26 protein-coding genes and 1 pseudogene are annotated in these 23,546 nt (G+C 68.0%); 17 read left to right on the top strand and 10 right to left on the bottom strand.

The window, feature by feature from the left end; translation table 11 throughout:
- Positions 1-1,246 precede the first annotated feature (1,246 nt).
- The 3 genes and pseudogenes from ACF08B_RS37865 to ACF08B_RS37855 all read right to left on the bottom strand — a co-directional run bounded on the left by ACF08B_RS37865 (position 1,247) and on the right by ACF08B_RS37855 (position 3,701).
- Positions 1,247-2,500, bottom strand: coding sequence for an IS256 family transposase (locus tag ACF08B_RS37865; protein WP_392321576.1), 1,254 nt, complete (start codon positions 2,498-2,500; stop codon positions 1,247-1,249).
- A gap of 68 nt (positions 2,501-2,568) precedes the next feature.
- Complete coding sequence (locus ACF08B_RS37860) at positions 2,569-2,829, bottom strand: hypothetical protein (RefSeq protein WP_392321571.1); 261 nt, start codon at positions 2,827-2,829, stop codon at positions 2,569-2,571.
- A 102-nt stretch (positions 2,830-2,931) separates the two neighbouring features.
- Positions 2,932-3,701 (bottom strand): annotated as a pseudogene (locus ACF08B_RS37855) (transposase).
- Between the two features lie 115 nt (positions 3,702-3,816).
- On the opposite strand from ACF08B_RS37855, the gene ACF08B_RS37850 reads away from it, so the two are divergent.
- The 3 genes from ACF08B_RS37850 to ACF08B_RS37840 all read left to right on the top strand — a co-directional run bounded on the left by ACF08B_RS37850 (position 3,817) and on the right by ACF08B_RS37840 (position 6,000).
- Positions 3,817-4,221: a hypothetical protein gene (locus ACF08B_RS37850; RefSeq protein WP_392321570.1), complete on the top strand. Its 405-nt coding sequence runs from the start codon at positions 3,817-3,819 to the stop codon at positions 4,219-4,221.
- Between the two features lie 487 nt (positions 4,222-4,708).
- Positions 4,709-5,587, top strand: coding sequence for an MEDS domain-containing protein (locus tag ACF08B_RS37845; RefSeq protein ID WP_392321569.1), 879 nt, complete (start codon positions 4,709-4,711; stop codon positions 5,585-5,587).
- Positions 5,584-6,000: an ATP-binding protein gene (locus ACF08B_RS37840; protein ID WP_392321568.1), complete on the top strand. Its 417-nt coding sequence runs from the start codon at positions 5,584-5,586 to the stop codon at positions 5,998-6,000. The genes ACF08B_RS37845 and ACF08B_RS37840 overlap by 4 nt, the downstream gene beginning before the upstream one ends.
- Before the next feature lie 95 nt (positions 6,001-6,095).
- Here the strand turns inward: ACF08B_RS37840 and ACF08B_RS37835 are convergent, their stop codons facing one another.
- On the bottom strand, positions 6,096-6,245 hold the full coding sequence (locus tag ACF08B_RS37835; RefSeq protein WP_392321567.1) for a hypothetical protein: 150 nt from the start codon (positions 6,243-6,245) through the stop codon (positions 6,096-6,098).
- A gap of 241 nt (positions 6,246-6,486) precedes the next feature.
- On the opposite strand from ACF08B_RS37835, the gene ACF08B_RS37830 reads away from it, so the two are divergent.
- Positions 6,487-7,977, top strand: coding sequence for a hypothetical protein (locus ACF08B_RS37830; protein ID WP_392321566.1), 1,491 nt, complete (start codon positions 6,487-6,489; stop codon positions 7,975-7,977).
- A 295-nt stretch (positions 7,978-8,272) separates the two neighbouring features.
- Positions 8,273-8,698 (top strand): hypothetical protein, encoded by a 426-nt coding sequence (locus ACF08B_RS37825; protein ID WP_392321565.1) that lies wholly within the window; start codon positions 8,273-8,275, stop codon positions 8,696-8,698.
- Positions 8,699-8,897: 199 nt separating this feature from the next.
- Here the strand turns inward: ACF08B_RS37825 and ACF08B_RS37820 are convergent, their stop codons facing one another.
- Positions 8,898-9,428, bottom strand: a complete 531-nt coding sequence (locus tag ACF08B_RS37820) for a GNAT family N-acetyltransferase (RefSeq protein ID WP_392321564.1) — start codon at positions 9,426-9,428, stop codon at positions 8,898-8,900.
- A 107-nt stretch (positions 9,429-9,535) separates the two neighbouring features.
- Complete coding sequence (locus tag ACF08B_RS37815; protein ID WP_392321563.1) at positions 9,536-10,336, bottom strand: hypothetical protein; 801 nt, start codon at positions 10,334-10,336, stop codon at positions 9,536-9,538.
- A 259-nt stretch (positions 10,337-10,595) separates the two neighbouring features.
- Here ACF08B_RS37815 and ACF08B_RS37810 point away from each other — a divergent pair, with 259 nt between their 5' ends.
- The 3 genes from ACF08B_RS37810 (at position 10,596) to ACF08B_RS37800 (ending at position 13,334) form a co-directional block, all read left to right on the top strand.
- Positions 10,596-10,736, top strand: coding sequence for a hypothetical protein (locus ACF08B_RS37810; protein WP_392321562.1), 141 nt, complete (start codon positions 10,596-10,598; stop codon positions 10,734-10,736).
- Between the two features lie 376 nt (positions 10,737-11,112).
- The gene (locus ACF08B_RS37805; protein WP_392321561.1) at positions 11,113-12,513 is read left to right on the top strand and encodes an MFS transporter; all 1,401 of its coding nucleotides are present in this window, start codon (positions 11,113-11,115) and stop codon (positions 12,511-12,513) included.
- A 569-nt stretch (positions 12,514-13,082) separates the two neighbouring features.
- Complete coding sequence (locus ACF08B_RS37800) at positions 13,083-13,334, top strand: hypothetical protein (protein ID WP_392321560.1); 252 nt, start codon at positions 13,083-13,085, stop codon at positions 13,332-13,334.
- A 1,240-nt stretch (positions 13,335-14,574) separates the two neighbouring features.
- Here ACF08B_RS37800 and ACF08B_RS37795 read toward each other — a convergent pair.
- The 3 genes from ACF08B_RS37795 to ACF08B_RS37785 all read right to left on the bottom strand — a co-directional run bounded on the left by ACF08B_RS37795 (position 14,575) and on the right by ACF08B_RS37785 (position 15,746).
- Positions 14,575-14,952, bottom strand: a complete 378-nt coding sequence (locus ACF08B_RS37795) for a fic family toxin-antitoxin system, toxin component (RefSeq protein ID WP_392321559.1) — start codon at positions 14,950-14,952, stop codon at positions 14,575-14,577.
- Entirely contained in the window at positions 14,952-15,191 is a 240-nt protein-coding gene (locus ACF08B_RS37790; protein ID WP_392321558.1) for a hypothetical protein, read from the bottom strand. Before ACF08B_RS37790 ends, ACF08B_RS37795 begins: the two co-directional genes overlap by 1 nt.
- 324 nt (positions 15,192-15,515) lie before the next feature.
- Positions 15,516-15,746, bottom strand: a complete 231-nt coding sequence (locus ACF08B_RS37785; RefSeq protein ID WP_392321557.1) for a hypothetical protein — start codon at positions 15,744-15,746, stop codon at positions 15,516-15,518.
- Between the two features lie 438 nt (positions 15,747-16,184).
- Here ACF08B_RS37785 and ACF08B_RS37780 point away from each other — a divergent pair, with 438 nt between their 5' ends.
- Positions 16,185-17,357: a calcium-binding protein gene (locus tag ACF08B_RS37780; protein ID WP_392321556.1), complete on the top strand. Its 1,173-nt coding sequence runs from the start codon at positions 16,185-16,187 to the stop codon at positions 17,355-17,357.
- 639 nt (positions 17,358-17,996) lie between these two features.
- Here the strand turns inward: ACF08B_RS37780 and ACF08B_RS37775 are convergent.
- Positions 17,997-18,497 (bottom strand): ArsI/CadI family heavy metal resistance metalloenzyme, encoded by a 501-nt coding sequence (locus tag ACF08B_RS37775; protein ID WP_392321555.1) that lies wholly within the window; start codon positions 18,495-18,497, stop codon positions 17,997-17,999.
- An 89-nt stretch (positions 18,498-18,586) separates the two neighbouring features.
- Between ACF08B_RS37775 and ACF08B_RS37770 the strand changes: the two genes are divergently transcribed.
- The 8 genes from ACF08B_RS37770 (at position 18,587) to ACF08B_RS37735 (ending at position 23,401) form a co-directional block, all read left to right on the top strand.
- Complete coding sequence (locus ACF08B_RS37770; RefSeq protein ID WP_392321554.1) at positions 18,587-18,979, top strand: ArsR/SmtB family transcription factor; 393 nt, start codon at positions 18,587-18,589, stop codon at positions 18,977-18,979.
- Complete coding sequence (locus ACF08B_RS37765) at positions 18,976-19,749, top strand: aquaporin (protein ID WP_392321553.1); 774 nt, start codon at positions 18,976-18,978, stop codon at positions 19,747-19,749. Before ACF08B_RS37770 ends, ACF08B_RS37765 begins: the two co-directional genes overlap by 4 nt.
- On the top strand, positions 19,749-20,168 hold the full coding sequence (locus tag ACF08B_RS37760) for an arsenate reductase ArsC (protein WP_392321552.1): 420 nt from the start codon (positions 19,749-19,751) through the stop codon (positions 20,166-20,168). The genes ACF08B_RS37765 and ACF08B_RS37760 overlap by 1 nt, the downstream gene beginning before the upstream one ends.
- Positions 20,165-20,671: a GNAT family N-acetyltransferase gene (locus tag ACF08B_RS37755; protein WP_392321551.1), complete on the top strand. Its 507-nt coding sequence runs from the start codon at positions 20,165-20,167 to the stop codon at positions 20,669-20,671. Before ACF08B_RS37760 ends, ACF08B_RS37755 begins: the two co-directional genes overlap by 4 nt.
- A 268-nt stretch (positions 20,672-20,939) precedes the next feature.
- Positions 20,940-21,236, top strand: a complete 297-nt coding sequence (locus tag ACF08B_RS37750; protein WP_392321550.1) for a hypothetical protein — start codon at positions 20,940-20,942, stop codon at positions 21,234-21,236.
- Positions 21,237-21,530: 294 nt separating this feature from the next.
- Complete coding sequence (locus ACF08B_RS37745) at positions 21,531-21,743, top strand: hypothetical protein (RefSeq protein ID WP_392321549.1); 213 nt, start codon at positions 21,531-21,533, stop codon at positions 21,741-21,743.
- Positions 21,740-22,045, top strand: coding sequence for a hypothetical protein (locus ACF08B_RS37740; protein ID WP_392321548.1), 306 nt, complete (start codon positions 21,740-21,742; stop codon positions 22,043-22,045). Before ACF08B_RS37745 ends, ACF08B_RS37740 begins: the two co-directional genes overlap by 4 nt.
- Before the next feature lie 426 nt (positions 22,046-22,471).
- Complete coding sequence (locus tag ACF08B_RS37735; protein WP_392321547.1) at positions 22,472-23,401, top strand: ADP-ribosylglycohydrolase family protein; 930 nt, start codon at positions 22,472-22,474, stop codon at positions 23,399-23,401.
- Positions 23,402-23,546: the final 145 nt, after the last annotated feature.

Genomic DNA, 23,546 nt, shown 5'->3' with positions numbered 1-23,546 from the left:
GCAACCGACCCACACCACCCCCTCACACCCGACACCCACCACACCGCCCCGCCAGACGCACCACCAACCCACCCGACCCGACACGCCCCCACACAGCACAGCACCGCCCGGCACGGCACGCCCCCACACGACACGGCACGGCACCGCCCCACACGACACGGCACGGCACGGCACCACGCCAGTCCCCGCTCGCCCACCTCAGACACGCCACGCCCACCCCGACACACGACCCCCACCCGCCGACCCCAACCCCACCCCGACCCCGACCCCAGCCCCGCCCCCGGCCCACCGCAGACGTCCGACACCAGACCCCAACGACAACCCCTACCCAACACACCGAGACACCAGGACCGGCCGCGCACCCCCACTACGCTCGCCCACAACCACCGCACCCAACACGACCGACACAACCGGAAGCAGACACCCAGTCGCCGCCGCCACAGAACCCTCGTCCGCGATCAGCCGGTAATCGATGTAGAACGTCACCCCCGTGCCAAGAACACCCAACGCGGCAACCGCCAACAACCCCGCGACACCTCACCCCACAGGACCAACCACCAGAAAAGCCACCCCACCCCACACCGCCACAACAACCAACTACCCCGCACCCCACGACGGTCTGAACACCAAGAAACTCAACGCGGCGTTGCACCTGGCCGTGTCGAACACCCCCGTAACCACACACCCTTCGCGCTACCACCGATCGCGCAGACCGCGGTCATCGTGGAGTCAGCCCGCGCACAACCCCCGGACTGGGATGTCGCCTTCCTCGAGGCACGACACAGCCGTGCATGGCGTCGAGGCCAGACAGGCACAACTCGACAATTTCCGCGTCCTCTTCTCTGAGTTGCGGAGGAAGCGGATTGTCCACCTACGTCCAGTCCTCGTTCAGCACACGCCGCGCAGTCTCGGCGTAACGCAACATGCTCCTGCCTGCTGCGCTAATCACCTCGTCCCTTTTCGTCTTGCGCTCGACCCTCTCGGCATCGCTCAGCTCTGGGCGACGTGCCTCCAGCACAGCTTCACGCAGTGTCCGGACCGCCCTCCTGGCATCTTTGCCGGCTGCGACAACTTCCTCGGGGCCTTCCATCTGCAGGACCGCGTAGGCCTGAACAACATGGTGCCAGTGCGCGCGCAGCCCGGACTTATGCCGCTTCCAAGCATCGATCTCGGTCTCACCCGGCTCGGGCGAGACCTTCTCGGAGGGTCTGTCCAGTAAACGGTGTAACCGGTTTGATTTCTGGGTTCAGATTCGGTTGTTGGTGAGGCGGCCGTCGAAGGTGATGTCGAAGGCCTGGAGGGCTCGCTTCCAGCGGGTGGTCCAGCGTTTGCGGCCGGTGCCGGTGGGGTCGAGGGACATCACCGCGAGGTAGATGCACTTCAGCGCCGCATTCTCCGAGGGGAAGTGGCCGCGGGCCCGGACGGCCCGGCGGATGCGTGCGTTGACGCTTTCGATGGCGTTGGTGGTGCAGACGATCCGCCGGATCTCCGCGTCGAACTGCAGGAACGGGACGAACTCGGCCCACGCGTTCTCCCAGAGCCGGACGATCGCCGGATACTTGCCGCCCCACTCTTCGCTGAACTGAAGGAACCGGCTGGTCGCGGCGTCCTCGGTCGGCGCTGTATAGACCGGCTTCAGTGCTTTGGCGATCTTGTCCCAGTCCTGGCGGCCGGCATAGCGGAACGACGCCCGCAGCAAATGGACGACGCAGGTCTGCACGACCGTCTGCGGCCAGACCTCACCGACCGCGTCGGGCAGCCCCTTCAACCCGTCGCAGACCAGCATCAACACGTCTTCAACGCCGCGGTTCTTCAGCTCGGTCAGCACCCGCAGCCAATGCTTGGCCCCTTCACCGCCCTCGCCGCCGGCCCACAGCCCGAGGATGTCGCGATGGCCTTCGGCGGTGACTGCCAAGGCCATGTATATGGGCCTGTTGGCGACCTGCCCGTCGCGGATCTTCACGTTGATGCAGTCGATGAAGACCACCGGGTAGACGCGGTCGAGGGGACGAGCCTGCCATTCGGCCATGCCCTCCATCACCGCATCGGTGATCGTGGAGATGGTCTGCTTCGACACCTCAGCGCCATAGACCTCGGCCAGATGCGAGGAGATCTCCCCGTGAGTCAGGCCCTTCGCGGACAGAGACAGCACCATCTCATCCACGCCGGTCAGACGGCGCTGGCGTTTCTTCACGATCTGCGGCTCGAAGCCGCCCTCCCGGTCCCGGGGCACCTCGATCTGGACCGGGCCGACGTCCGTGACGACCGTCTTCGCCCGCTTGCCGTTACGCGAGTTGCCGCCGTTCTTCCCGGCCGGATCATGCCGGTCATAGCCCAGGTGATCGGTCATCTCGCCCTCGAGAGCGGACTCCAGCAGCCGCTTCGTCAACTGCTGCAACAGCCCGCCCTCACCGGTCAGCTGCAGGCCATCGGACTGAGCCCGGGCCACGAGCTCGTCGAGGAACCGGTCATCCACCGTCACCGACGCGGCTTCTGCCACGGACGGCTTGGCTATGTTCTCGCTGGTCACAGGTGCACTCTTCCATGATCGGAGTTACACCGTTTTTCTTACAGTCCCTTCTCGGATGCCGCATAGGCACACTCGATGCACGCAGTCATGAGCGACGCGTAGGCGCTTCGACGACTCTGGCGGAGGTCGGCCAGCTTTTTGGTTTCGCGATCCTTTGCTGCTTGCACACCGGCGTGTTGCAGGTTTCGCTTGGCGATCGAACTGGTGATCACTGCAGTCAACGCGGCGGCTGTCAGCGTTGCCACCGCAGTGATCAACGGAACTGCGATCAAAATCGTTGTTGATACCTGGGTCTTCATGCAGATGTTCCCCCGGAACTCGCTTGCCTGGGCTAAGGGCTGTCCCGTAAATGATCTCCCAGCCGATGAGAGCGCGGGAGATCGCTGCGGGGGCTCGCCCACTTAACCGGCGAGGGCGAGGTTGTGCAGGCGGGCGATGCCAAGCATGGCGTGGTGAACACCGTCGCCCTTCAGCCGGCAGTCGCGCAGGATCTTCCAGCCCTTCATACGGGCGAAGACGTGCTCGACACGGGCACGGACCCGGCGATGTGAGGTGTTGTGCTCCTCCTTCCAAGCCGGCAGTTCCGCCTGCCCCATCGCGCGCCGGTGCGGGATGACCAGGTCAGTGCCCCGATAGCCGCCATCGCCAATCACCGTGGTCCTACCGACGGCTGCCTTGGCACCGGACAGTTCCCACGCCTTGCAGTCGTTGCGGTTGCCTGACAGGGGTTGGCCGACCACCACGACCAGCCGCGTGTCCGCGTCGATGACGACCTGGTGGTTGGTGGAGTACCGATAGTTCTTCGACTGCTCCGCGACCCGGTGATCACGGGTCGGCACGAGCGTCGGTCCACGATCAGGACGGCGTCCTTGCGGAACCGCCGGCGCGGCTGAAGTGCGAGCAGCGGACCGAGTTGGTCGATGATGCGGTTGGCCGCAGAATTCGAGATCCCGAACAGCGGGGCCAGCTGGCGCAGCGTCAGGTTCGTCCGCCAGTACGCAGCAACCAGCAGCACCCGGTCCTCCAGCGACAGGCTCCACGGCCGGCCCCGCCGCACCTCATCGACACCTTGGCGGCGCAGCGCGGTCACCAGCTTGGTGAAACAGCGCGAGCTCACCCCGGTGAACGGGGCTATCCAAGAGGGCTCCGACGCCGTGATCACACCAGCCACGCCAAGATCATCTCACTTGTGGCCACCGCCCGTTGTAGCATCACGCGCCGCAAGGACGGGACGACTGATGGTCGGCCGCCCCTACGGCACACCAACCCCGGCGGAAGGCACATGCGTGGAGACAACGGAGCGGCGCTCCCCGGCGGGAAAGAACGCCGAGTACAGCGCGGCCGCCTGGCTGATCGGATGGGTTGTCTTTCTGGGGTCCGGGTACATGGCCTCGTTGCTGTTGATCAGTACCTGGGCGAACTGCGACATCGGCACCAACGGCTCCTACCAACTCGTTGTATGGGCGGTCGCGTCGACCGGCGTGGCGACCGTGTCCACCGTGCTGTGGGCGGTGATGCGCAAGATAACGGGTCGCCGACGCCTCTTGTTGCCACTGGTGTTGACCATTCTTGCCAGTGCGATGCTGCTCTGGCCGGAGCTGGCAGTGTGGTACGTGTCGCCCGGCCACCCGGACAGCATGTGCGAACCGGGCGGCACGCCCGTGGGGTGGCCCAATTGGCTGCCTTTGTGAGGCGGGCCTCAAGTAGAGCAGCCAGCAATCGGCTAACGAGGCTATCGGCGACGGCGCCAACAACGTGATCACACCTGTCACGGCAAGTCCATCTCACCTGTGACCAGGAGTTACGGGACGGCCCTTAGTCAGTGTGACGAAGCCTGGCGGGGCACTGCATGGAGTTGAGGAAGTTCTGAGACGGGAAAGCCGTGCTCCTGCCTAGGTTGTGTGTCGGCGGGCTCGCCAAGTCGGCTGGCACCGGGCGGCTGACAGGGTCGCGGCAGCAGCACAAGCCTGACGATGGACGCCCTCAACTCGTCCTGCTGGTGTACGCCCCCTCACCGTCTCACTCTGCCGCCTGGTGCAGCCCTGACCAGTATTCGTCGAAACCGATCGGAAGCGTTCTGTGCGGCTTCTGACTGAGCCCCGAGCTGTAGGGTCGCTGTCTTCGCACTGGCCGCACGCTCTGCTTGGGCGAGTGGACCGGATGAACGGAGGAGGGGCCATGACTGTCCCGGTCGATGCTAAGACCCTGGCGGTAGAGCACATGAGGCTGGGGGATCACGCCTTTGCGCATTACGCGGACGACGACACACGCTGGGAGGTGCTGGGAGTATTCGCGCGGCTTGGGTTGGCCCGCAAGGAAAAAGTCGTCATCATGGCCGACCCAGGAGTGCCGCACGATCAGGCACTGCAAAGGCTGTTTCCGGACGGCGGGGCGGAGGGTCCCTTGAAGCGGGGCCAGTTGCACTTTTCCAGCATGCGCGAGCTGATCTTTCCGCAGCACAATTTCACCGCGGAGCGGCAGATGGGCCGCTTGCGGGAAGAGACGTACCGAGCCCGAGCGGAGGGATACGCGGGCCTGCGGTCGGTTATCGATATGGCGTGGGTAGCGGATCTCGGCATGGACGTCGAAGGCGTCATGCACCGGGAGACCCATGCGGAGGCACTGTTCGCCGACAGCATGTACGCGGAAATCTGCACGTACGACCGGCGCCGCTTTGCACCCGAGACAGTGGAGGCCATGCGGGTGGGGCATCCGGTGGCGTTGCTTGAGCGCCCCGGGGACCTGGGGTCTTTCCACTTCGATCACGGCCTCCGGCTGGTGGGGGAAGCGGACTGGTCGACCCGCGAGCAGTGGTGCAGCGCGCTACAGACGGCTTCGTGTAGAGCCAAGGATCAGTCACTGCTGGTCGACCTCACCCCACTGTCTTTTCTGTCGGTGACCTGCGCGGCGGACTTGCTCGGCCATATCAGCCGAGACTGCCGGTTCCAGCAGGTGCAGGTGCGCTGCTCCCCTTTCAATGCGGCTCTGCTCCGCCGCGTCGGTGCCCTCCAGATCGACAGGGTGGTCCTGGTGGAGACAGAGGTGACTGGCCGATGACCGTCGACATGGTCCCGGCCAGAGAACTCCTGCTGGAAACACGCTTCGACGCGACTGACCTGACCAAGCTCCGTCTCCGGGTTGACGAGCTCGCCTCGGTTGCGGGGCTCACCGATCCCCGTCGCGCCGAGTTCGTCCTGGCCATGCACGAAGTGGCCTGCAACGCTGTACGGCACGGTGGCGGCGTGGGCATGCTCAGGCTCTACCTGTCCGTGGGTTCGCTGCACTGCCGAATCACCGACGACGGACCAGGCTTCGACGCGGACATCATCCCTTGCTCGCTGCCCGCGCCGGACACCTCCGAGAGCGGCCGCGGACTCTGGCTCGTCCGTCAGATCGTCGACCGCATGAAGATCGTGAGGCCCTCTGTCGGTGCTGACGTCACCTGCACCATGCTGCTTCCCCTCGAATAGTTTCGTAGGGCGCGCGGAGGGGTGCCGCGGCGAGCTGGCTGCAGCTGAACAGCCGGCAGCCCAGCACATCCGTAGACCGGAGGAACAGCGGCTGCTCAGCCGACCGCGCCGGGACGGGCCCACCCGGCACCGAAAGTTCTCGCGTTGGTGAAGGTGGTGCCGTCGGCGACACGGCCGGCCTGTTGGACGGTGCCGCGGGCCATGAGGCGGGAGCTGGGGGTGCGGCCGGCCCTGTGCGCCTGCATGCGACCGCTGACGGCGCCATCGCATGCAGGGCAAGCCGAGGGGACGGCCCTTGGATTCCGGGCGCGGTGCCTGACCGAGCCCCAGCTGCCTCAACGACAACTGAAAGCACATGAGTTGACTCAGCCGTGGTGCCGTTTTGGCAGGCATACTGGCAGCGGGGTTTTACGGCGTCGGCGAGGGCTGCGGTGGACCGGGGGAAGCGTCGTGGTGAGCCGGGAAGTGCGGACCATGAGAGTAGCCATGAGGGCCGTCGGCGTCGCCTCCAGCAGTTCGCGGAGTGCAGGAACGCCGCTCGAGTTCTCGGCTTCAACTCCGGACCTGATTGCTCTCGCCCATGCTGCGGCACGCACTCGACCAGTTGCCCGTGAACGCCTCGCGGACGCCATTGCTCTGGCCGTGGCGTTGGCACGCACTTCACAACTTGGACAGGCAGCGCAAGTCATCCGCCTTCTCGCGACAACCGATGAGCAGGGGCAGGCGTGGCTCTCGCTCGTACGCCAGATCGCTGCTGACGGTGACGACGAGGCGGCCCGGGCGTTGGCTGACGCCATCGGCAGCCGGCCGTGGCATGCGAAGGCCGTAGGAGTGCTCGCCGAAAACCGTGCTCGAATCGGCGAGTTCGAGGATGCGCGCTCGCTTGCGATGTCGATCCCCTATCCCCACGACCGTCTCCGAACCTGGGCTTCGCTGGCCGAGGCCTCCGCCGTATCCGGTAATCGCGCGTGGACAGCCGAATTCCTTGACCGGGCGGAGCAGACAGAGACTCTTGACGACTGGGCGGTGCCAACACTGCCCATCCTCGTACGCGCAGCTGAGGCCGCAGGCGATCACAGCAGGACACTCGTGTTCCTTGCTCGTCTCGAAAGCGCCGCCCGACGTGAGCACGCCGACCAGGAGGCTCTGCGCGGCGGGCGCACAAGCCGACAACAGGTCGCTCTGAGCGATACCCCCGCGCTGCTGCCCCTGCTTCAGGCAGTGATCAGCGTCGGGGAATACGAGGGGGCGGAGGTCCTCTTGGCGAAGGTGCGCGGGCGGACGGGCCGGGCCAAGGCAACATCGGCGGTTGCCGGCGCGCTCGCACGGTGCGGCAAGGCGGGTCGCGCGGAGCGACTGGCATGTTGCATCAAGGATCCCGGTCAGCGGGCGAGCGCGTTGGCGGCGCTCGCCGATGCCGCTGCTCTTGCAGGGAACGCGGCGAGAATCACCGCGGTGGGCAAGTTGGTCGCCGCGTCGGACGAGCTGGTGAATGCCGGGCCGGTCATCGCTGTGGGTGAGGCTTGGGCCGCCCTGGGTGCAGCCGACCGTGCCGAGGCGTGGGTCCGGTCCATCACCATGCCCGCGCTACGTGCGGAGGCGCAGGCCGCCGTCGCCGAGGCGCTGGCAGTCGCCGGTGACCTGGGGCGGGCTGAAGCCCTTGCTCGCGATATCGGAGACCTTCAACTGCTCGGCGAGGCGCTGTACCGCCTCGTGACCGTCCTGGCCGAAGCAGGGCTCCTGGCTCGGGCCGAGGCTGTGGCCGGCTCGATCGCGGAGGCGAGCAGGCGGGTGCGGGCGCTGGCGGTGATCGCGGCCCACTCCGAAAAGGAGGCCGAGGCGCGCAGGCTCGTCGGGCCGGCGCTCGAGGTGGGCGACTGGCCCGCAGTGATCGAGGTCTTGGCCCGCGTGGAGCCGACTGCCGTGACTGCCATCGCCGAGGAGTCGCTGCACCAGGTCGCAGACCGCCAACTGTGATGACAGCGGCAGCGCAGAGGCTGTTCGCTGCCGGCTTCGCCATCAGGACAAGGAGAGCCACCCATGGGGAACGACGTCGAGCAAGCCACCTATGAGGCCGCGACTTCCCGCGTGCGCATGGTCTTCGATGGCAGGACCATGACCGTCCATCGCCGTCTCGCGCGCGGACTACCGTGGCGAACTCCCCGCTACGGCATCAAGTTGGTGCTGGGCGCGCCTCGCCTGGCTGGGGGGAGAGGGGGAAAGACGCCGGTTCGATCTCTACCTCTGCAGGACACCGACCCCGCGGGTTCCTGTGGCGGTCGGCCGTAACCCCCACAAAGGCCGTGCACGGGAGACCGAGAGCCAGTGGCAGCGCCTCGAATATGCGATCAACCAGGCATCCGCGCGCAGGATACGCGCGGTACTGGACGCGACCCTGGGGGCCGGGCCGTGGAACGATGACACATGGCAGGTAGCGGAACAACTGGCCCCCGAACTGCGTGTGTTCACCGAATGGGCTGTCGCAGTTCCGCCGTTGCAGGGTTCCACGCCTCGGACGCACCGCGAAGTGATCGAGCGTCTGGTCCTCGGACGCCCGCGGGGCGAGACCGGGTCGAGCACCGCCTCACCCTGCGCCTGGGAGGGATTTGCCGCCGATGACTCCGCCCTCGTTCGGGTCCAGGCCGAGGCCTGGCACAACCTCGTCGAACGCCTCGAATACACGGGCGACCGCAGTTGAACTGTTGGCGGGGCCCGTTGAAAAGCGCTGGGCCGGCAGGCATCGGAGCGCGCAGGCAGGCCGAACCTGTTCCGTATGGCGAGTCGCCGTGGGCTCAGGACACGGCAGAGCTGATCAGGGCGCCTGACTCGGCGAGCGCGACGCACGAGGCTACGGCAAGTGCCGACCGGCTCCCACAGCGTCTCGAAGCGCCCGGGCATCAGGGCCTCAGCAAACCGCCCACCCACCAGTCGTGCGGCTTGCCATCGTTGGCGATACCGCGATTACGCAGTGTCCCTTCGACGGTGAAACCGAGTTTCTCTGCGACGGCACGCGAGCCGGTGTTCCCGGCCATGGCCCACCACTCGATGCGGTGGACGTCGAGGGTGGCCCAGCCCCAGTCGCACAGGGCCCGAGCGGCCTCCACCGAGTACCCGCGTCCGCGCTGTTCCTTGACCGCCCAGTAACCGAGCTCCCAGACGCCGCGGCTGACGAGGGTCAGGCAGTACGAGCCGACCAGGACGCCAGTGTCCTTACGGAACGCGCCGAGGGTGTAGTACCTGTCCTCGGCCCACTGAGCGGGCAGTTTCTCCCCTACGAGCTTCTCCGCGTCCGCGCGCCGGTACGGCACCGGCACCGGGGTGTAGAACTGGATGTCCTCGTCCTGGCAGGCTTCGTACACCGCATCCGCGTCGTCAGGTGTGAAGGCCCGCAGCACCAGACGGACGGTCTCAAGCGTCACTGGATCCATCGCGGCAGTATGACCACCGTCAACAAGCGGCGCCCAGCGAATATCCCGACCGAGCACCGCCCATCGCGACACCGCGCTCTCAGATGTCTCCGGGCTTTTCCGCGCCCTCAGCAGGCGATGGTGGTCCAGAAGTGGGCGGGCAAGGTGCGCGAGCCCGCTTGGCCGCTTGCCAGTATGTCGAGTTCGGCGCCGGTGGTCGGGGTGATGATCACGGACGACAGCGTGGCCTTGCCGTCCGAGTCGAAGACGTCGGACGCTCCCGAAGCGTAGGGCTTCTGGCCCACGATCCAGTAGTCGATCCAGACCGGCCGGCCCGAGTACCACGAGGGCCAGGAGGACGATCCGTGCGCGACGTCAACCGTCACGATGTCCTCGCGGATGTAGGCGTGCCTGCCACCGACGCCGATGTCGACGGTCTCGCACCGCTGGGAGACGCCGGCCACGGTCACGTAGTCGTTCCACGTCGAGGCGTCGACGTACGTGGTGTTCTCCAGAGTGCAGGGAGTCAGCGGGGCGCTCACGAAGTTGCTGTAGTAGACACCGACGTCGTGCCACCACACCTGGTAGGTGACCGTCAGCGTCGCGCCCGGCGGTGGGTTAGACACCGAGAAGTTGAACGTGGCGTTCTTCCTGGCGGTGTCGAACGCTCCCGTGGCGGTGCCGGTCTTGGTGCTGCCGCTGATGGTGTAGAACGCGGTGATCGTGGAGTTGGCGGGCGCATAACCGACGGACTCGACGTTGAGAGTGACCCTGTCGACGGGTATCACGATCGTCGTCGGACCGCTGCCGCTGTTCTGCACGGCGCAGTGCTGGTCCAGGTTGGGCGCGACCGGGCCGCCCGGGTCGGCGGAAGCGGGTGACGCACCAGCGGCGCTCAGGCCGATCAGGAAAACGAGAGCGGCGGTCACCGCCCTCCAGGATCTCCAGGTCGTCCAGGTTCTCTGGGTCTTTCGGGCCATCGCGGATGCCCCCAGGTCGTTGATGCCGGACGGTGTTCTCCACTTGCGGCGGCAGAGACGCCCGTACAGCACCCACGGTTCCTGGCCCGGTTCGGTTCTGCTCGGTCCCAGCGGAAGAATCAAGTACGCCAGCTAATAGGCCAATTGGCGCAGTGCCGAGCATCCCGAAGGTCGTCGTCCCTCTCGTCCGGGCAGAACACGATGTGCCGTGCGTGGTAGCGGACCGGGCATCGACGCCGTACGCACACTTGCCCGCCACCTCATCGACAATTGGGGCGGATGCCTGCCGGTCGGCATCACGCGGCAGTACGACCGCGGTCCGGACGGCACCTGGCACGACTGCCTCTGACGGATCTTCTGGCCGCCGAACCAGCGCGCTATCCCCTCCCCTGGGCTGTCGGCCACGGCAGAGGGCAGCCGCTGCCACCGACCGGTCGCGACAGCATGCCGGCGCCTGAAGGCGTTCACGGAGCGGCACAGCCAGCGTCCGGTGGAGACGCAGCGCGCGAATGGGCCGGGTGACGCGCTTGCCGTACACGCCCAGTACGCCCTGGTCGGCAAGCGCAAGCATCAGGTCGGTAAGGACCCGCGCGCGCTCTCGGCGTCGAGGTCGTCGCCGCCCGTCACAGTGGCGCTGGCGTGCCACGCGTGCCGCGCCGATTTGGTCTGCAGAGTGTGCTGAACTGCTCCGGGCACCATGTGGGGACGGGCGGAGGACAAACCAGATGTGGGGCGCGGGCGACACGAGGGAGCGAGCATTCGACGTCCGGGAACGGCTCGCCCTGTTGGCCGCCGCCCTGGCCTCGCTGGTGGTCGAGCTCGACTGGCTGGCCGTGAACGTCGCGATCCCCGGGATCGCGCACGACCTGCAGCGGTCCCCGACAGACCTGCAGTGGTTGATCAGCGCCTTCACATTGGCCTTCGGCGGCGTGATGCCGGTCGCCGGCTGGGTCGTCGACGCATTCGGGCGGCGCCGGACGACCATCTACGCCTTGGTGCTCTTCATTGTGGGCTCAGTGATCTGCGCGTTCGCAGATTCTCTGGCCCTGCTGATTGCGGGCCGGGCGTTGCAAGGCGCGGCCGGCGGCTTTGTGGTGCCAGGTGCAGTCGCGATGACTGTCGGGGGATTCACCGGACGTCGGCGTGACATCGGTCTGGGCGTCGTCATGGCGACGGCGAGCAGCGCGGCAGCCCTGGCACCGTTCGTCGGCGGGCTGTTGGTCCACTTGTTCGGATGGCGGTCGGTGTTCTTCATGACCGTGCCAGTGGGTTTGGCCTCCGCCGTGTTGATCTACCACTTCGTGGTTCCGTCGAGCAATCCGATGGCGACGGCGCGGAGGCCACCTGTCCGCAACGGGGCATGCATCATGGGCGGTGCCGTAGCCCTGACTGTCGCCGCGGACCGCGGGTCCACCTGGGGGTGGACGTCACTGGCCACCTTCCTGTGCGTCGCGTGCGGAGTTTGGCTGCTGGCGGGGTTCGTCTGGCTGGAAAGCCGCGAGTCCTCGGCCATGTTCAGCCGCAACCTGTACCAGGACCGTCGCTTGCACATCTTGACGCTCAGCGGGGCGGCCTCCGTCATCGGATTCGTCATGCTGTCCACGCTCGCCATGTGGTACCTCCAGGCCGGCCGCGGCCTGTCCGCGTTTCTGACGGGAAGCCTCTTGCTGTGCTTCTCGCTGCCGAATGCGGCCGCCACCTACGCCGCGGGGCGCCTGGTGGCCCGACGAAGCTCGCACGTACTGCTCACCGCCGCTCTGGCAGCCGCAGCCATCGGTCTCGTAGCGACGACTGCGGTCCCGTTCCCCGGTCCGTACGCACTCGCTCTGGCCGTGTGCGGAATCGGGGTCGGTCTGAGCGGCGGACTGACGAATATTTTGATCCAGCAGCGTTCCTCCGCTGAGGAGGCGGGAGCGGTGGCAAGTGTGACCACCGCTTTCAAATACCTGGGTGCCGCCGTGGCCACCGCTTTGGCCGCCACCGCTCTGGAAACACTGCATCACAGCGTGGGTGGATCCGCGGCCGACGCCAGTGGAATCGATACGGTCCTCCGCGTCACCGCAGTCCTGCCCGCCGCGGCGGTCATCCTGACCGCTCCAGCTGCCCTGGCACGTCATCGACGATGACCTGATTGGTTTCGCTTCAACGGCGGCGGATCTCAGGGTGGCGCCTCGAACAGTGCGCGGTGGCGGGCAGGCTGGCGTCGCACGAGCGGGAAGCAAGCAGAACCCGGGCGCTTCGGCGCAGTACCGGATGCCCATCATCGAGCAGATGCACCGGGTGCCAGCCCCCTACGTGTAGGGAACTGGCACGGTCGACCGCATCATGCTGCCGCAGGCCGGAACTGTGCGCCTAGCCGCGGACCGCTGCTGCCAAGGTGACGCCGAAAACATAGAACAAGTAAGCGAGTTACACGCGCAGGGGAGCACAATTCAGATTGGGAAGACGTTCGGCATCGGCCGGCAATACAGTGTGGGAGGTGCTCATGCGCGCGTAGGTGGGGAGGCGTACGTCGGCGGCTCCAATAAATTGACGAACTGCCAGGCGCATGCAACAAGACTGGTCTTGTGGCGAGCTGAAGGTCATTCCTTCTCCGTTTCCGACGAGTTCGAGCGATAGCCAGATGGCGAAGCGGCTGAGGATTGGGTTGACGGATTCGGATCCCCGATTACTGGCACCCCGCAAGTTCGTACGCATGTACCGCCGCTACCACGCGTGGCGTGCCCCGTTCCCGCTGTGGGCGCGGATCGTGTGCGACGTCCTGTTCTGGGCCGTCATCGCTGCCGTGGGGTACGTGGCGATCGGCGGCCTGTGCGGAGCGATCCTCATCGCAGCGCCTCTTCTCGGGTTCTTCGGGCTCGCGTCGAGTAAGGGGCACGACGACGGCATCGACTGGAGCGACCACCGAATGGGAGGGCAGCCCAGGAACCCCGGGCCAAAATTCTAGGGCTTCCCCACGTCCATGAACGCCATTCAATTTGTTCCTCCCCGCCCTGCGCCCTCACCCGCTGCGTAGTAACGGGGCGCACAGCACGACGCAGCGCCGAAGTTGACACCTTATCCGGATCGCTGACGCAGGCCGCCCGCGCCCTCGTCCAGCAGGCGATCGGAGCCCTAAGCTGACCCCAACGCCTGGCGACGGCGGCTCCGGCGGCAACGGCAGAAGGGCAGCGGGGCCCGGCCGGCCGAGGAGCAACGCGAGCGTGCTTTGTACATCGGCGCCGGTCACGGTCAGCCAGGCAATCTCCTCGCCGCCATGGTGGAGCAGCCGGATACTGCCAGTTCTCAGGTGCGGGTTGACCACATCCCCATAATGGCGATCACCACTGACGGGCAGATGAGATCCCAGGCGAGGTGTCGCTGTGGCCACCTCGAAACCGTATGTCGGCGCGCACGCTGAGGACGTGGACCCCAGAAGGAGCCCTGATCGCCCGGCCGGCCACTCCCGACATGTAGAGGAAGGGGCGTGCATGACGGCAGACCATCGCGATGCGCACCCTTCCTTGGAGAGCCCTCGCGGTACAAGGGTTGACGGTGACGGCCGACACCATGCCATCGTGGAAGCGACAAGGACGGCGGGTGACACGATGGCGCCAGAGACACACGACGGGCCCGGTCCCGAGCCCGCACGTGACCACGCGAGCCCACAGCCCAGCACTCCGAAGCCTCCGCGCGAGCAAGGTGGTTGGGCTGCAGACCATGTTCCTCTGATCATGCTGGCTCTCATCGTCCTGGTGCTGGGGATCGCGGGAGCGGCATCGAACGACAACGTCACCTGCCCCGGCGGAGCCAGGAGTTGCGGCATCCCCTGAAACAACGCCACGGCCTCTCCAAATGATCAGGTCGAGGCGCGCCCAGTGCAGTGCTGTTGGGACGCCCCACAGCTTGGCCACTCCGCGACCGAGAGGGCGCCCGGGGCGGATATCGAGGTTGCCCGTCAGGTGTAGGCCAGGTTCATCCATCTGGAGTGGGGGAACTGCGCGAGACGGTCAGCGCAGGAGGTGGGACCGGATCTGCCCTTCTCGACGGCGAGGTCGAACTCGCCGTTTCGCGCCGAGAGTTCGCCCCCTGCGTCGTCCGAGCTTCTGCGCCTGAGCCTCCTCCCCCGCTGGTCGATGTTCGGCGGTCGTCGGTGTTCTGCCGCAGCGAGGTCCGCCCTCGTGCATGGGGCGGGCCACCGAGTCGATTCAGGTGGCGGTGGGCCAGGACCGCAGCAGGGTGGCGATCTTCCCGGCGCTGCAGGCGGGGTCCAGGAGCAGGTCCTTGAGGGCGATGGCGTCCTCGCGGGCGGGCTTGACGGGAATCCCGGCGGCCTCGAGGTACATGACGCCGGTGGCGGCGGCGACGGCCAGGTTGGAGCGCTCCAGCCAGCGGCAGCGGCCCAGCGTGTGTACCAGGGCGGCGGCTTTGGCGTAGGGGCCCTCGTATACGGGCTGTTCGAACAGCTCGGCCCGGTGGCGGGCGACCGCGGAGACGGGAACGCCGTAGTCATCGGGGGCCGGGTCGTCCGCTCCGGCGGCCTCGGCGACCTGCAGGATCCAGGGAACGTCGATGTGCAGTTCCATCAGGCAGCGCGCCCTCCCGAGGGCATCTGCTGAGCTTGTTCGGCCTCGTCGAAGACCGACTGGTGGTCGGCCAGGAACCGGGCGGCGGCATCCACCGCGCGGGCGCGCAGGCCGCTGGTGTCGTCGTGCACCAGGCGGGCGAGGTAGTCGCCGATGCTCAGTCCGAGGTCGGCGGCCCGCTTCCTCGCGAGTTCCGCGACGTCTTCGTCCACGCGCGCACCCAACTGTGTCTTCGCCATACCAGCATGGTAACAGCTGTTACCACGATGAGTGGGCGAAAGCGGCGCCCAGCCTTGCGGTGTCCGCCCCGGGAGGCACTGGGGCAGCGGGCTTCGCGAGGGCGTTTCCGTGGGCCGCTGTGACCGCGACGGGCGCGCTGGGGCAGCCTGCGAGCGCGGTCTGCTCGGCGGTGTCGCCGGTCAGGCCCCAGGAATCCCTTTTCGGTGCCCCAGTCGGTGGGGAACTGGCGAAGGCGCCCGGCGGCCGACGGCAGCCACGTGGAGGAGCCCTGGTCCGCCTTCGACCGGTTCGACCCGGCGGATACGGCGACCAGGGCGCGACCGTCACCGAGGTCGGGCACAGGCCTCCCGTTCCCCCGCCGGCCAAGCGGAGACTCCGGAGTTCCAGGCCTCGCCGAGCGGGACCAGGTGGTCGACGTCGAGACCGGTCGGGCCGTCGACGTACCGGTCGTGCAGGACGAGTGACAGGTCCCCGATCAGACAGCAGCGGGACACCTGCTCGGGCAGGATGAGGGCTTCGCCCCTGAAAACCTCGGCGCGAGTGCGAGTTGGCAAGGGGGCGTCCCGCACGGGCAGGGTCACGGCCTCGCCGGGCGCGGCGGTGGGGCCGGCGCGGCGGCCCGCGCGAGTGGGCGGCTGTCCGGACGAGGAGAGCGCCGGGCGCGGCCGTGCGGGAGCGCACGGGCGGCAGTCCTCTCGGAGATCACCGGAATGGCCGTGATCGCGCGCGGTGGCGTACGGGAGTTTCGATGGGCAGCGTGTTGTGCGCTGGTCGGATGATCACAACGCGTCACGACGGTGTGTCCTGAGTGCCGCACGGAACGGTCGTGGCTAGATCGCCGGGCGGTCCCGAGCATGGGGCCGGCGCATCGACCGACGTCCGTGGCGCCCTCTGGTGCCGCGCCTCCTGTCGAGGAGCCCCTGATCGTGAGACTGACCCCGCGACATGCGGTATCCAACCAACCTGCTGGCGAAGGCGGGCGGCCGCGACGCGTGGCCCACCACGCAGCTCTGCTGATCGCCGCTGCCGTACTCCCGGCCGCGGCGCTGGTGCTGCCCACGGCGACGCCCGCGGCGGCGGCACCCATCACCACCACCTTCGGCGCGGGCGCCGACCAGCCGTTCACCGTCCCGGCCGGCGTCACCCAGCTGTCCGTCATGGCCACCGGCGCCGCGGGCCAGAACGGGACCGGCGGCGGCGCGGGCGGAAAGGGCGCCACCGTCAGCGGCACCGTCAACGTGACGCCCGGCAGCACCCTCTACGTCAACGTCGGCACCGGCGGGGGCATCAGCGACCCTGCCGGCCCGGGTGGTGCCGGCGGCGGTGCCAGCGACGTCCGCACCTGCAGTTCGGCGAACGCCGGCTGCGTACTGACCGGCGTCCCCGCCACCGACCCCCGCCTCATCGTCGCGGGTGGTGGCGGAGGCGGTGGATTCGGCCTCATCGCAGGTGGCAATACCGAGGCCACCGGCGGAGACGCCGGAGACACCGGAGGGCCGGGCGGCGACAGGCTGAACAGCGGCCGTGGCGGTGGTGGCGGCACCCAGACGGCCGGTGGAAGCGCCGGAGTCGTCTGCCCGGCCGGCGGCACATCCGGCACCGCGGGCCAAGGTGGTGCCGGCGGCAAGGGCGGCGGCGGCTTCGGCGGAGGAGGAGGCGGCGGAGGCTGGTTCGGCGGGGGCGGCGGCGGAGGTTGCGACCTGCTCGTCTTCCAGCCTCCACCTGGAAGCTACGGGCCCGGTGGCGGCGGTGGCGGGTCGAACTTCGTCCCGTCGGGCGGTACTTCCGGGCCCGCCTCGGGGCCGGCGCAGCTGACCATCACCTACGAGCCGGCCCCCGCGAGCTGCGCGACCGCCACGGCCACCATCACGGGCACGAACGGCAGCGACGTCATCACGGGCACACCGGGCAACGACGTGATCTTCGCGCTCGGCGGCAACGACGTCGTCAACGGGGCCGGCGGCAATGACCTCATCTGCGGCGGTGCGGGCGACGACAAGCTCAGCGGCAATGCCGGCAACGACCGCGTCGAAGGCGGGACCGGGAACGACATCATCTACGGTGACGACAACGACGACACCCTCATCGGCGGCGACGGTAACGACATCGTCAACGGCGGCGCCGGCAACGACACCCTTCAGGGCAACAACGGCGACCCATCCTGAACGGCAACGCCGGCACTAACACGATCGACGGTGGAGCCGGCCACAACATCTGCACCAATCTCGCCACCGGCCCCGGCTGCTGAATCCGCACGCGGTATGGGGATGGCAGAGGCCGGTGGGTAAGCCACCGGCCTCTGACCAACCTCAAGATGGCGGGACTTGAACCCACGACCTCTTCGCCCGAATAAGGCCGGGAAAGGTCGCCGATCTGGCACATGTAGAAAGCGCCGCTCACTGGGTAGGGGATGCACCGGTCTCCAGTTGGCACTTCGGAGCCCGGCGCATCGGCGGAGGCTTGTGCGCTCACGGTTCAGCCGCAGCTGCGACCGGCGGTCGGCGGTGCCCTTTCGGTGGGCTGGTGCAGCGGTCGTCGTGGGCAGCATGGCGGGCGAGTGCGTCCGTCCGGTGCTCAGCCGATCCTTGGCGATGCTGCGCCCGGTCGAGGATGCCCAAGGTGATGTCCGGTCGGCAGAACTTCACGTGCATCTGCCCGGTGATGCCATCCGGTGCTGGGTCAGCAGGGCCAGCGCCGGGCGTTCACGGGCGCCGGCGTCGACGTCGGTTCATCCGCGCGTGCCATCCTCTCCCCCGATGTACGGATCGAGCGGACGAGGCGCCGCCTGCCGAGGCTGCACAGGGTCAGCAGCCGCACCCGGCGGCGGCCTTCGCCTCGGCCGGGGTCCGGGCCTGGTCGACTGCCCGCTCGTCAGGAGTGCAGCAGGTGGTGGTGCCGCAGCAGGCGTCCGGGCTGGTGCCGGCCTTCTCCAGGGTGTCGGCGTCGGCCTTGACGACGTACACCTCCCAGGGCTCCTTGCCGGGGCCGTGGACCCACACCTTGTCCTGCAGGGCGTAGCAGCAGGAGGTGTCGTACTCCTCGAAGGTGGCCAGGCCCGCGTCCTTGAGGCGTCCGCCGGCTGCAATGACGTCCTCGGCGGAGGCGGCCTCGACGCCCAGGTGGTCCAGGCGGGTGTCCTCGCCGCTCTCGCCCTCGATGAGGACGAGCTTGAGCGGGGGTTCGGTGATGGCGAAGTTGGCGTATCCGTCGCGGCGCTTGGCGGGTTCGGTGGCGAACAGTTTGGAGTAGAAGGTGATCGAGGCTTCGAGGTCGGCGACGCGCAGGGCGAGCTGAACGCGGGACATGGCGGTCTCCCATCCGGGAAGGGCTTGTATCGACGCCTGTCGATACAGCCGACCTTGCCACCGGGATTGACGGCTGTCAATATTGAGGAATGTCGAAACAAGCTGGTCTGCCGGTGCTCGGCCGGGACGCGACCGTGTGCTGTGCGCCGATGGTCCGCAAGCCCCTGGGCGAGGAAGCCGCGGTGGGGATGTCGCGAATGTTCAAGGCGCTGTCGGACCCGATCCGGCTGCGGCTGCTGTCGCTGATCGCCTCGCACGAGGGCGGCGAGGCGTGCGTGTGCGACCTCATCGGCCCGTTCGACGTCTCCCAGCCGACCATCTCCCACCACCTGAAGGTGCTGAGAGAAGCCGGACTGGTGGGCTCGGAGCGGCGCGGGACCTGGGTGTACTACTGGGTACTGCCCGAGGCGCTGGCGCAGCTGTCCGCCCTGCTCCAGCCCCCCGCCGTGTCCGCGACGGTGTCGGCGAAGGAGTCGGCGTGAGCGCGGCGGCGCCGCTGGCCAGGCGGGCGGCCGTCGAAGCGATCGGCACGGCCGCGCTGGTCGCCGTGGTGGTCGGCTCCGGTATCCAGGCCACGGAACTGACCCGCGACGTCGGGGTGCAGCTGCTGGCCAACTCCCTGGCCACCGTCTTCGGCCTCGGCGTGCTCATCGCCCTGCTCGGCCCGGTGTCGGGGGCCCACTTCAACCCGGTGGTCACCCTCGCGGCCTGGTTCACCGGCCGCCGCACCGGCGACGCGCCTGCCCTGCGCGACGTCGCGGTCTACGTGCCCGCGCAGATCGCGGGGGCGGTTGCGGGAGCGGTGCTGGCCGACGCGATGTTCGGAAGGCCGCTGGTGCACTTCTCCACCCACGACCGGTGGGCAGGGCACCTGTGGCTCGGCGAGGTGGTGGCCACCGCCGGGTTGGTCTGGCTCATCTTCGGCCTCGCCCGCGCCGGCCGCGCGCACCTGGCGCCGGTCGCGGTCGCCTCCTACATCGGGGCGGCGTACTGGTTCACCTCCTCCACCTCCTTCGCCAACCCGGCCGTGACGATCGGCCGGGCGTTCACGGACACCTTCGCCGGAATCGCGCCCACGTCCGTGGCACCGTTCCTCGCCGCCCAACTCGTCGGCGCAGCCGCCGGTCTGGGCCTGGCAGCGCTCTGCTTCGGCCGCCCGGACACCGTGAACGAGGACGACGACGTCGTTCCCCAAGACCGGCAGCAGCCCGCCGGAACTGCCTGGCCCGCCAATGAAAGCGCCCTGATCTGATGAGCACCTCCGCCGCCCCGTCCGTGTTGTTCGTCTGCGTGCACAACGCCGGCCGCTCCCAGATGGGCTCCGCCTTCCTCACCCGCCTCGGCGGAGACCGCGTGCAGGTCCGCTCCGCCGGATCCGCACCGGCCGACGCCGTGAACCCGGCCGTGGTGGAAGCCATGCGGGAGGTTGGCATCGACATCTCCGCCGAGACGCCCAAGGTCCTCACCGTGGAGGCGGTGCAGTCCTCCGACGTGGTGATCACCATGGGCTGCGGCGACGCCTGCCCGTACTTCCCCGGCAAGCGCTACCTCGACTGGAAGCTGGACGACCCGGCCGGGCAGGGCGTCGCCGCGGTCCGTCCGATCCGCGACGAGATCGAGCGGCGCATCCGTCGCCTGCTCGCCGAACTCGGCATCGAGGCCGCGGCATGAGCGACACCGCGAACGGCGTGCGGATCGCACCCATGCACCCCGGGCACGCCACGCAGGTCCTGGCGATCTACCGGCTCGGCATCGACGAGGGCAACGCGACCTTCGAGACCACCGCCCCGACCTGGGAGGCATTCGACGCCGCCAAACTGCCGGACCACCGCCTGGTCGCGCTCGACGGCAGCCGGGTTCTCGGCTGGGCCGCGGTGGTGCCGGTCTCCGACCGGTGCGCGTACGCGGGCGTCGTCGAGCACTCCGTCTACGTCCACCCCGACGCCCGCGGCCGCGGAGTGGGCCTGGCCCTGCTGACCGCCCTGCTCGCCTCCACCGACACCGCCGGGATCTGGACCGTGCAGTCCGGCATCTTCCCGGAGAACACAGCCAGCCTCGCCCTGCACCAACGGGCCGGCTTCCGTGTCATCGGCACCCGCGAACGCATCGGCCGCCACCACAACACCTGGCGCGACGTCGTCCTCGTAGAACGCCGCAGCCCCACCGTGAACTGAGCAGGACGGCAGAGGTGGTACCCAGACGGACCCCCTCGGTGTCGCAGCTGCGCAGATCCGACCACGGCCTGGACCGCCGGACGTCAGGCACAGCAATGGAGTGCGGACGGATGGAGCTACGGCAAGCACCTTCACCCATTCGGGCGTATCCGTGAGCGGCGTTCGGAGGTCGGGCTGAGGCGTTCTTCCAGCTCAGAGGGCAGAGGCGATGCCAGAGCTTTGGCTGGGCGTGCGCTGCGGTGGCGAACGTACGGGTCCCGTGTCCGCCATGCACTTCCTCACCGAGGGAGAAGAACTCAAGGCGATATCAACGCCTCGGGAATTCTGCGCGCTCGCGGTGTGTCTCTGGGACTCCAGCGATGGCTCCCAGCCGGATGGCACCTGGTACACGCTCTACCCCGGGGGAGGTATGGGGTTCACGAACATCACCCTCCTGGTGAAGGAGACCAACCCGGACCCGGACAATCCCCTGCTGTGTCCTCCCGATCACTACGACCAACTCACCGAACAGGTGTGGAGGCCCGTCCCCCCGGACGGCTATCCGGCCTTCTCCGATCTGTCTTGAGGCAACGATCCGAACACGCCCGGTGCCGAGCGCGGGTACGTGTGCGTGAAGGAAGGGCCGTTCGTTGACGGTCACACCCACGTCCAAGGCAACGCACCGGTCCAAGGGACGGCGGCTCCCGGATGGTGGGTGATCACAGCGCCGCCGTACACGGGCGACGTCGACGGCGTCCTGGTTGTCACCACCGGTCAGGGGGTCCATTCGCCCGACGGTGAGCCCACAGACGCCCCCGTGCAGAATCTCCTGTGTCTCCCACCAGCCGTTGCAGACGGTCCCGACCCCGTCAAGCCGGTCATGGACAGCTTCGACGAGCCCGTCCAGAGCACGGATCCGTCGATCGACCGGCAGGTCCTCGTCCCGTGCATGGCCATCGAGGACGGGATGGACCTCGACTGGCAGCTGGCCGACTCGCCCTTCTACACGGTCCTCCGTCAGCGCTGCTACACCCTGGCACGGTTCATCGACAATCAGGACGGCAACGTCAGGAATCCGCGAGTCAGACCGTGACATACGACGTCAGTGACACCCAGTCCCAGACTTTCAGCAGCTCCGTCGGAGTCACTGTCGGCTTCACGGCCGGCGTGGACATCTTCGGGAATGAGGCCACGATCTCCGCGTCACTCGCGTACAACCTGGGCTACTCGACCTCCGACTCGGTCACGGAGATGTCACAGACCACCTACACGGAGCCCATCGTCGCCGCAGCCGGGTGTTGCGAGGCCATGTACACCGAGACCCACACCATCAACGTCCTCCGCCAGGACGGCACCCCTGCCAGCGACACGGACCCCTCACCTTCCAGGCCATAACCGCGCTCACGTACCTGAGTTACCCTCCCCAGGCAGCCACCGCAAGGCTCACCGAACGCCCCGTAGGGCTCCAGAAGCCTGAGACGGCCTAGGAGAACAACGCCTCCCTGGGCGGTGCGCAGTGATACGCGCAGGGGCAGGCCAGGCCCTGTCACGGGTAAACCCGGCCTGCCCTCAGACCTCCGGGTTCACACCGATGCACGCGTAGTGAAGTGGCCCTAATGCTCGCGCTCACCATGAAGATTGGGACCTGGCTCCGATGCCGCGGCCCGCGTCAGTCAGGCTGCGTCAGCGTCCTGCCGGCCGGCTCGCGGAGGCGTGCAGGTTTGTGCCGGCCGCCCTGGATCAAGCGCAGATGCCTGTGGCGGGCGCGGTCGGGTGGCTGCGGGGCGGGGGTTGTCTGCGCGGCACAGATAGCCTGCGCCAATGAAGCGGATTCAGCGGGCCGCCGGGGTGATCGTCGGCTCAGCGGTGGGTGACGCTCTGGGTGGCCCCTTCGAGTTCGGTCCCCAGGGAGCGTTCTCCGCACGGTTTCCCGCGCCTGGTGCCGGCAACGAGATGTGCGGAGGCGGTGGTTGGAACCCCGGCGAGGCGACCGACGACACGCAGATGGCCATCCTGGTCGCAGAATCGCTACTGGAGCGGGGCGGACTGGACCTGCCGGACATCTTCGCCCGCTTCCAGCGATGGGCATCGTCGGAACCGAAGGACATCGGCCTGCAGACCGAAGACGTCCTGACCAACGGCATGCCCTGGGACCTCGCCGCAGCTGTCCATTTCCAGGTCAACCACCGAGCAGCGGGAAACGGCTCCTTGATGCGGGCATCGACCTCCGCGGTCCATTTCGCCGCCACCGGTCGGGAATCCACCATGGACGCGGCCCGCCGGATCGCTGCCCTCACGCACGGTGATCGCGCGGCCTGGGAAGGCACCGCGATCTTCCACGAACTTATCCGCGTCACGTTGGAGGACACCGATCCCCTCGCCGCGCTCCCGGACCTCCTGGCTCATGTCCACCCCGACCACCGCGGCCGCTACGCCACCGTCCTCGCGCCCGACTGGCACCCCGATCAGGCCACCGAGTTCAACGGTGCCGTCTGGCCCTGCCTGGGCTCCGCCGTCTGGGCCCTGCGCACCACCGCCGGCTTCGAAGACGCGATACGCGCGGCGATCGACCTCGGTGGTGACACGGACACCGTCGCTGCGGTGGCCGGAGGCCTCGCAGGCGCCTACTACGGGCTGGACGCAATCCCCACCCGCTGGACCCAGCCGCTCCATGTCCCCCTCCCAGGATTCGACGGACGGGTGCTGCACCTGGCGGATCTCCTCCACCTTGCACACCGCCTCGGAGACTGAACCGGGCGCTGCTCCGCACTCTCCACCGACTACGGCCCTCCCCCACAGTTCCCTGGCAGGTGGCTCCGCAAGGAGGACCGGTCGAGACAACGCAGCATCCGCAAGAGGCAGTGGAAGCGCCACTCCGCGCCGAGGACCACGACAT

Origin of the sequence: Streptomyces sp. NPDC015139, from assembly GCF_043079785.1 — a bacterium.
GTDB classification, from domain to species: Bacteria; Actinomycetota; Actinomycetes; order Streptomycetales; family Streptomycetaceae; genus Streptomyces; species Streptomyces albidocamelliae.
Note: the sequence above shows the minus strand (reverse complement) of the source record. Positions and strands in the feature narration are given on the sequence as shown.

Excerpts from the sequence above, each read along its gene's own strand:
- ACF08B_RS37820 (WP_392321564.1), bottom strand. The coding sequence starts at position 9,428 with ATGGATCCAGTGACGCTTGAGACCGTCCGTCTGGTGCTGCGGGCCTTC.
- ACF08B_RS37735 (WP_392321547.1), top strand. The coding sequence starts at position 22,472 with ATGAAGCGGATTCAGCGGGCCGCCGGGGTGATCGTCGGCTCAGCGGTG.
- ACF08B_RS37830 (WP_392321566.1), top strand. The coding sequence starts at position 6,487 with ATGAGGGCCGTCGGCGTCGCCTCCAGCAGTTCGCGGAGTGCAGGAACG.
- ACF08B_RS37845 (WP_392321569.1), top strand. The coding sequence starts at position 4,709 with ATGACTGTCCCGGTCGATGCTAAGACCCTGGCGGTAGAGCACATGAGG.
- ACF08B_RS37790 (WP_392321558.1), bottom strand. The coding sequence starts at position 15,191 with ATGGCGAAGACACAGTTGGGTGCGCGCGTGGACGAAGACGTCGCGGAA.
- ACF08B_RS37745 (WP_392321549.1), top strand. The coding sequence starts at position 21,531 with ATGGACAGCTTCGACGAGCCCGTCCAGAGCACGGATCCGTCGATCGAC.
- ACF08B_RS37835 (WP_392321567.1), bottom strand. The coding sequence starts at position 6,245 with ATGCAGGCGCACAGGGCCGGCCGCACCCCCAGCTCCCGCCTCATGGCC.
- ACF08B_RS37805 (WP_392321561.1), top strand. The coding sequence starts at position 11,113 with ATGTGGGGCGCGGGCGACACGAGGGAGCGAGCATTCGACGTCCGGGAA.
- ACF08B_RS37755 (WP_392321551.1), top strand. The coding sequence starts at position 20,165 with ATGAGCGACACCGCGAACGGCGTGCGGATCGCACCCATGCACCCCGGG.
- ACF08B_RS37795 (WP_392321559.1), bottom strand. The coding sequence starts at position 14,952 with ATGGAACTGCACATCGACGTTCCCTGGATCCTGCAGGTCGCCGAGGCC.
- ACF08B_RS37800 (WP_392321560.1), top strand. The coding sequence starts at position 13,083 with ATGTACCGCCGCTACCACGCGTGGCGTGCCCCGTTCCCGCTGTGGGCG.
- ACF08B_RS37760 (WP_392321552.1), top strand. The coding sequence starts at position 19,749 with ATGAGCACCTCCGCCGCCCCGTCCGTGTTGTTCGTCTGCGTGCACAAC.
- ACF08B_RS37860 (WP_392321571.1), bottom strand. The coding sequence starts at position 2,829 with ATGAAGACCCAGGTATCAACAACGATTTTGATCGCAGTTCCGTTGATC.
- ACF08B_RS37840 (WP_392321568.1), top strand. The coding sequence starts at position 5,584 with ATGACCGTCGACATGGTCCCGGCCAGAGAACTCCTGCTGGAAACACGC.
- ACF08B_RS37750 (WP_392321550.1), top strand. The coding sequence starts at position 20,940 with ATGCACTTCCTCACCGAGGGAGAAGAACTCAAGGCGATATCAACGCCT.
- ACF08B_RS37775 (WP_392321555.1), bottom strand. The coding sequence starts at position 18,497 with ATGTCCCGCGTTCAGCTCGCCCTGCGCGTCGCCGACCTCGAAGCCTCG.
- ACF08B_RS37770 (WP_392321554.1), top strand. The coding sequence starts at position 18,587 with ATGTCGAAACAAGCTGGTCTGCCGGTGCTCGGCCGGGACGCGACCGTG.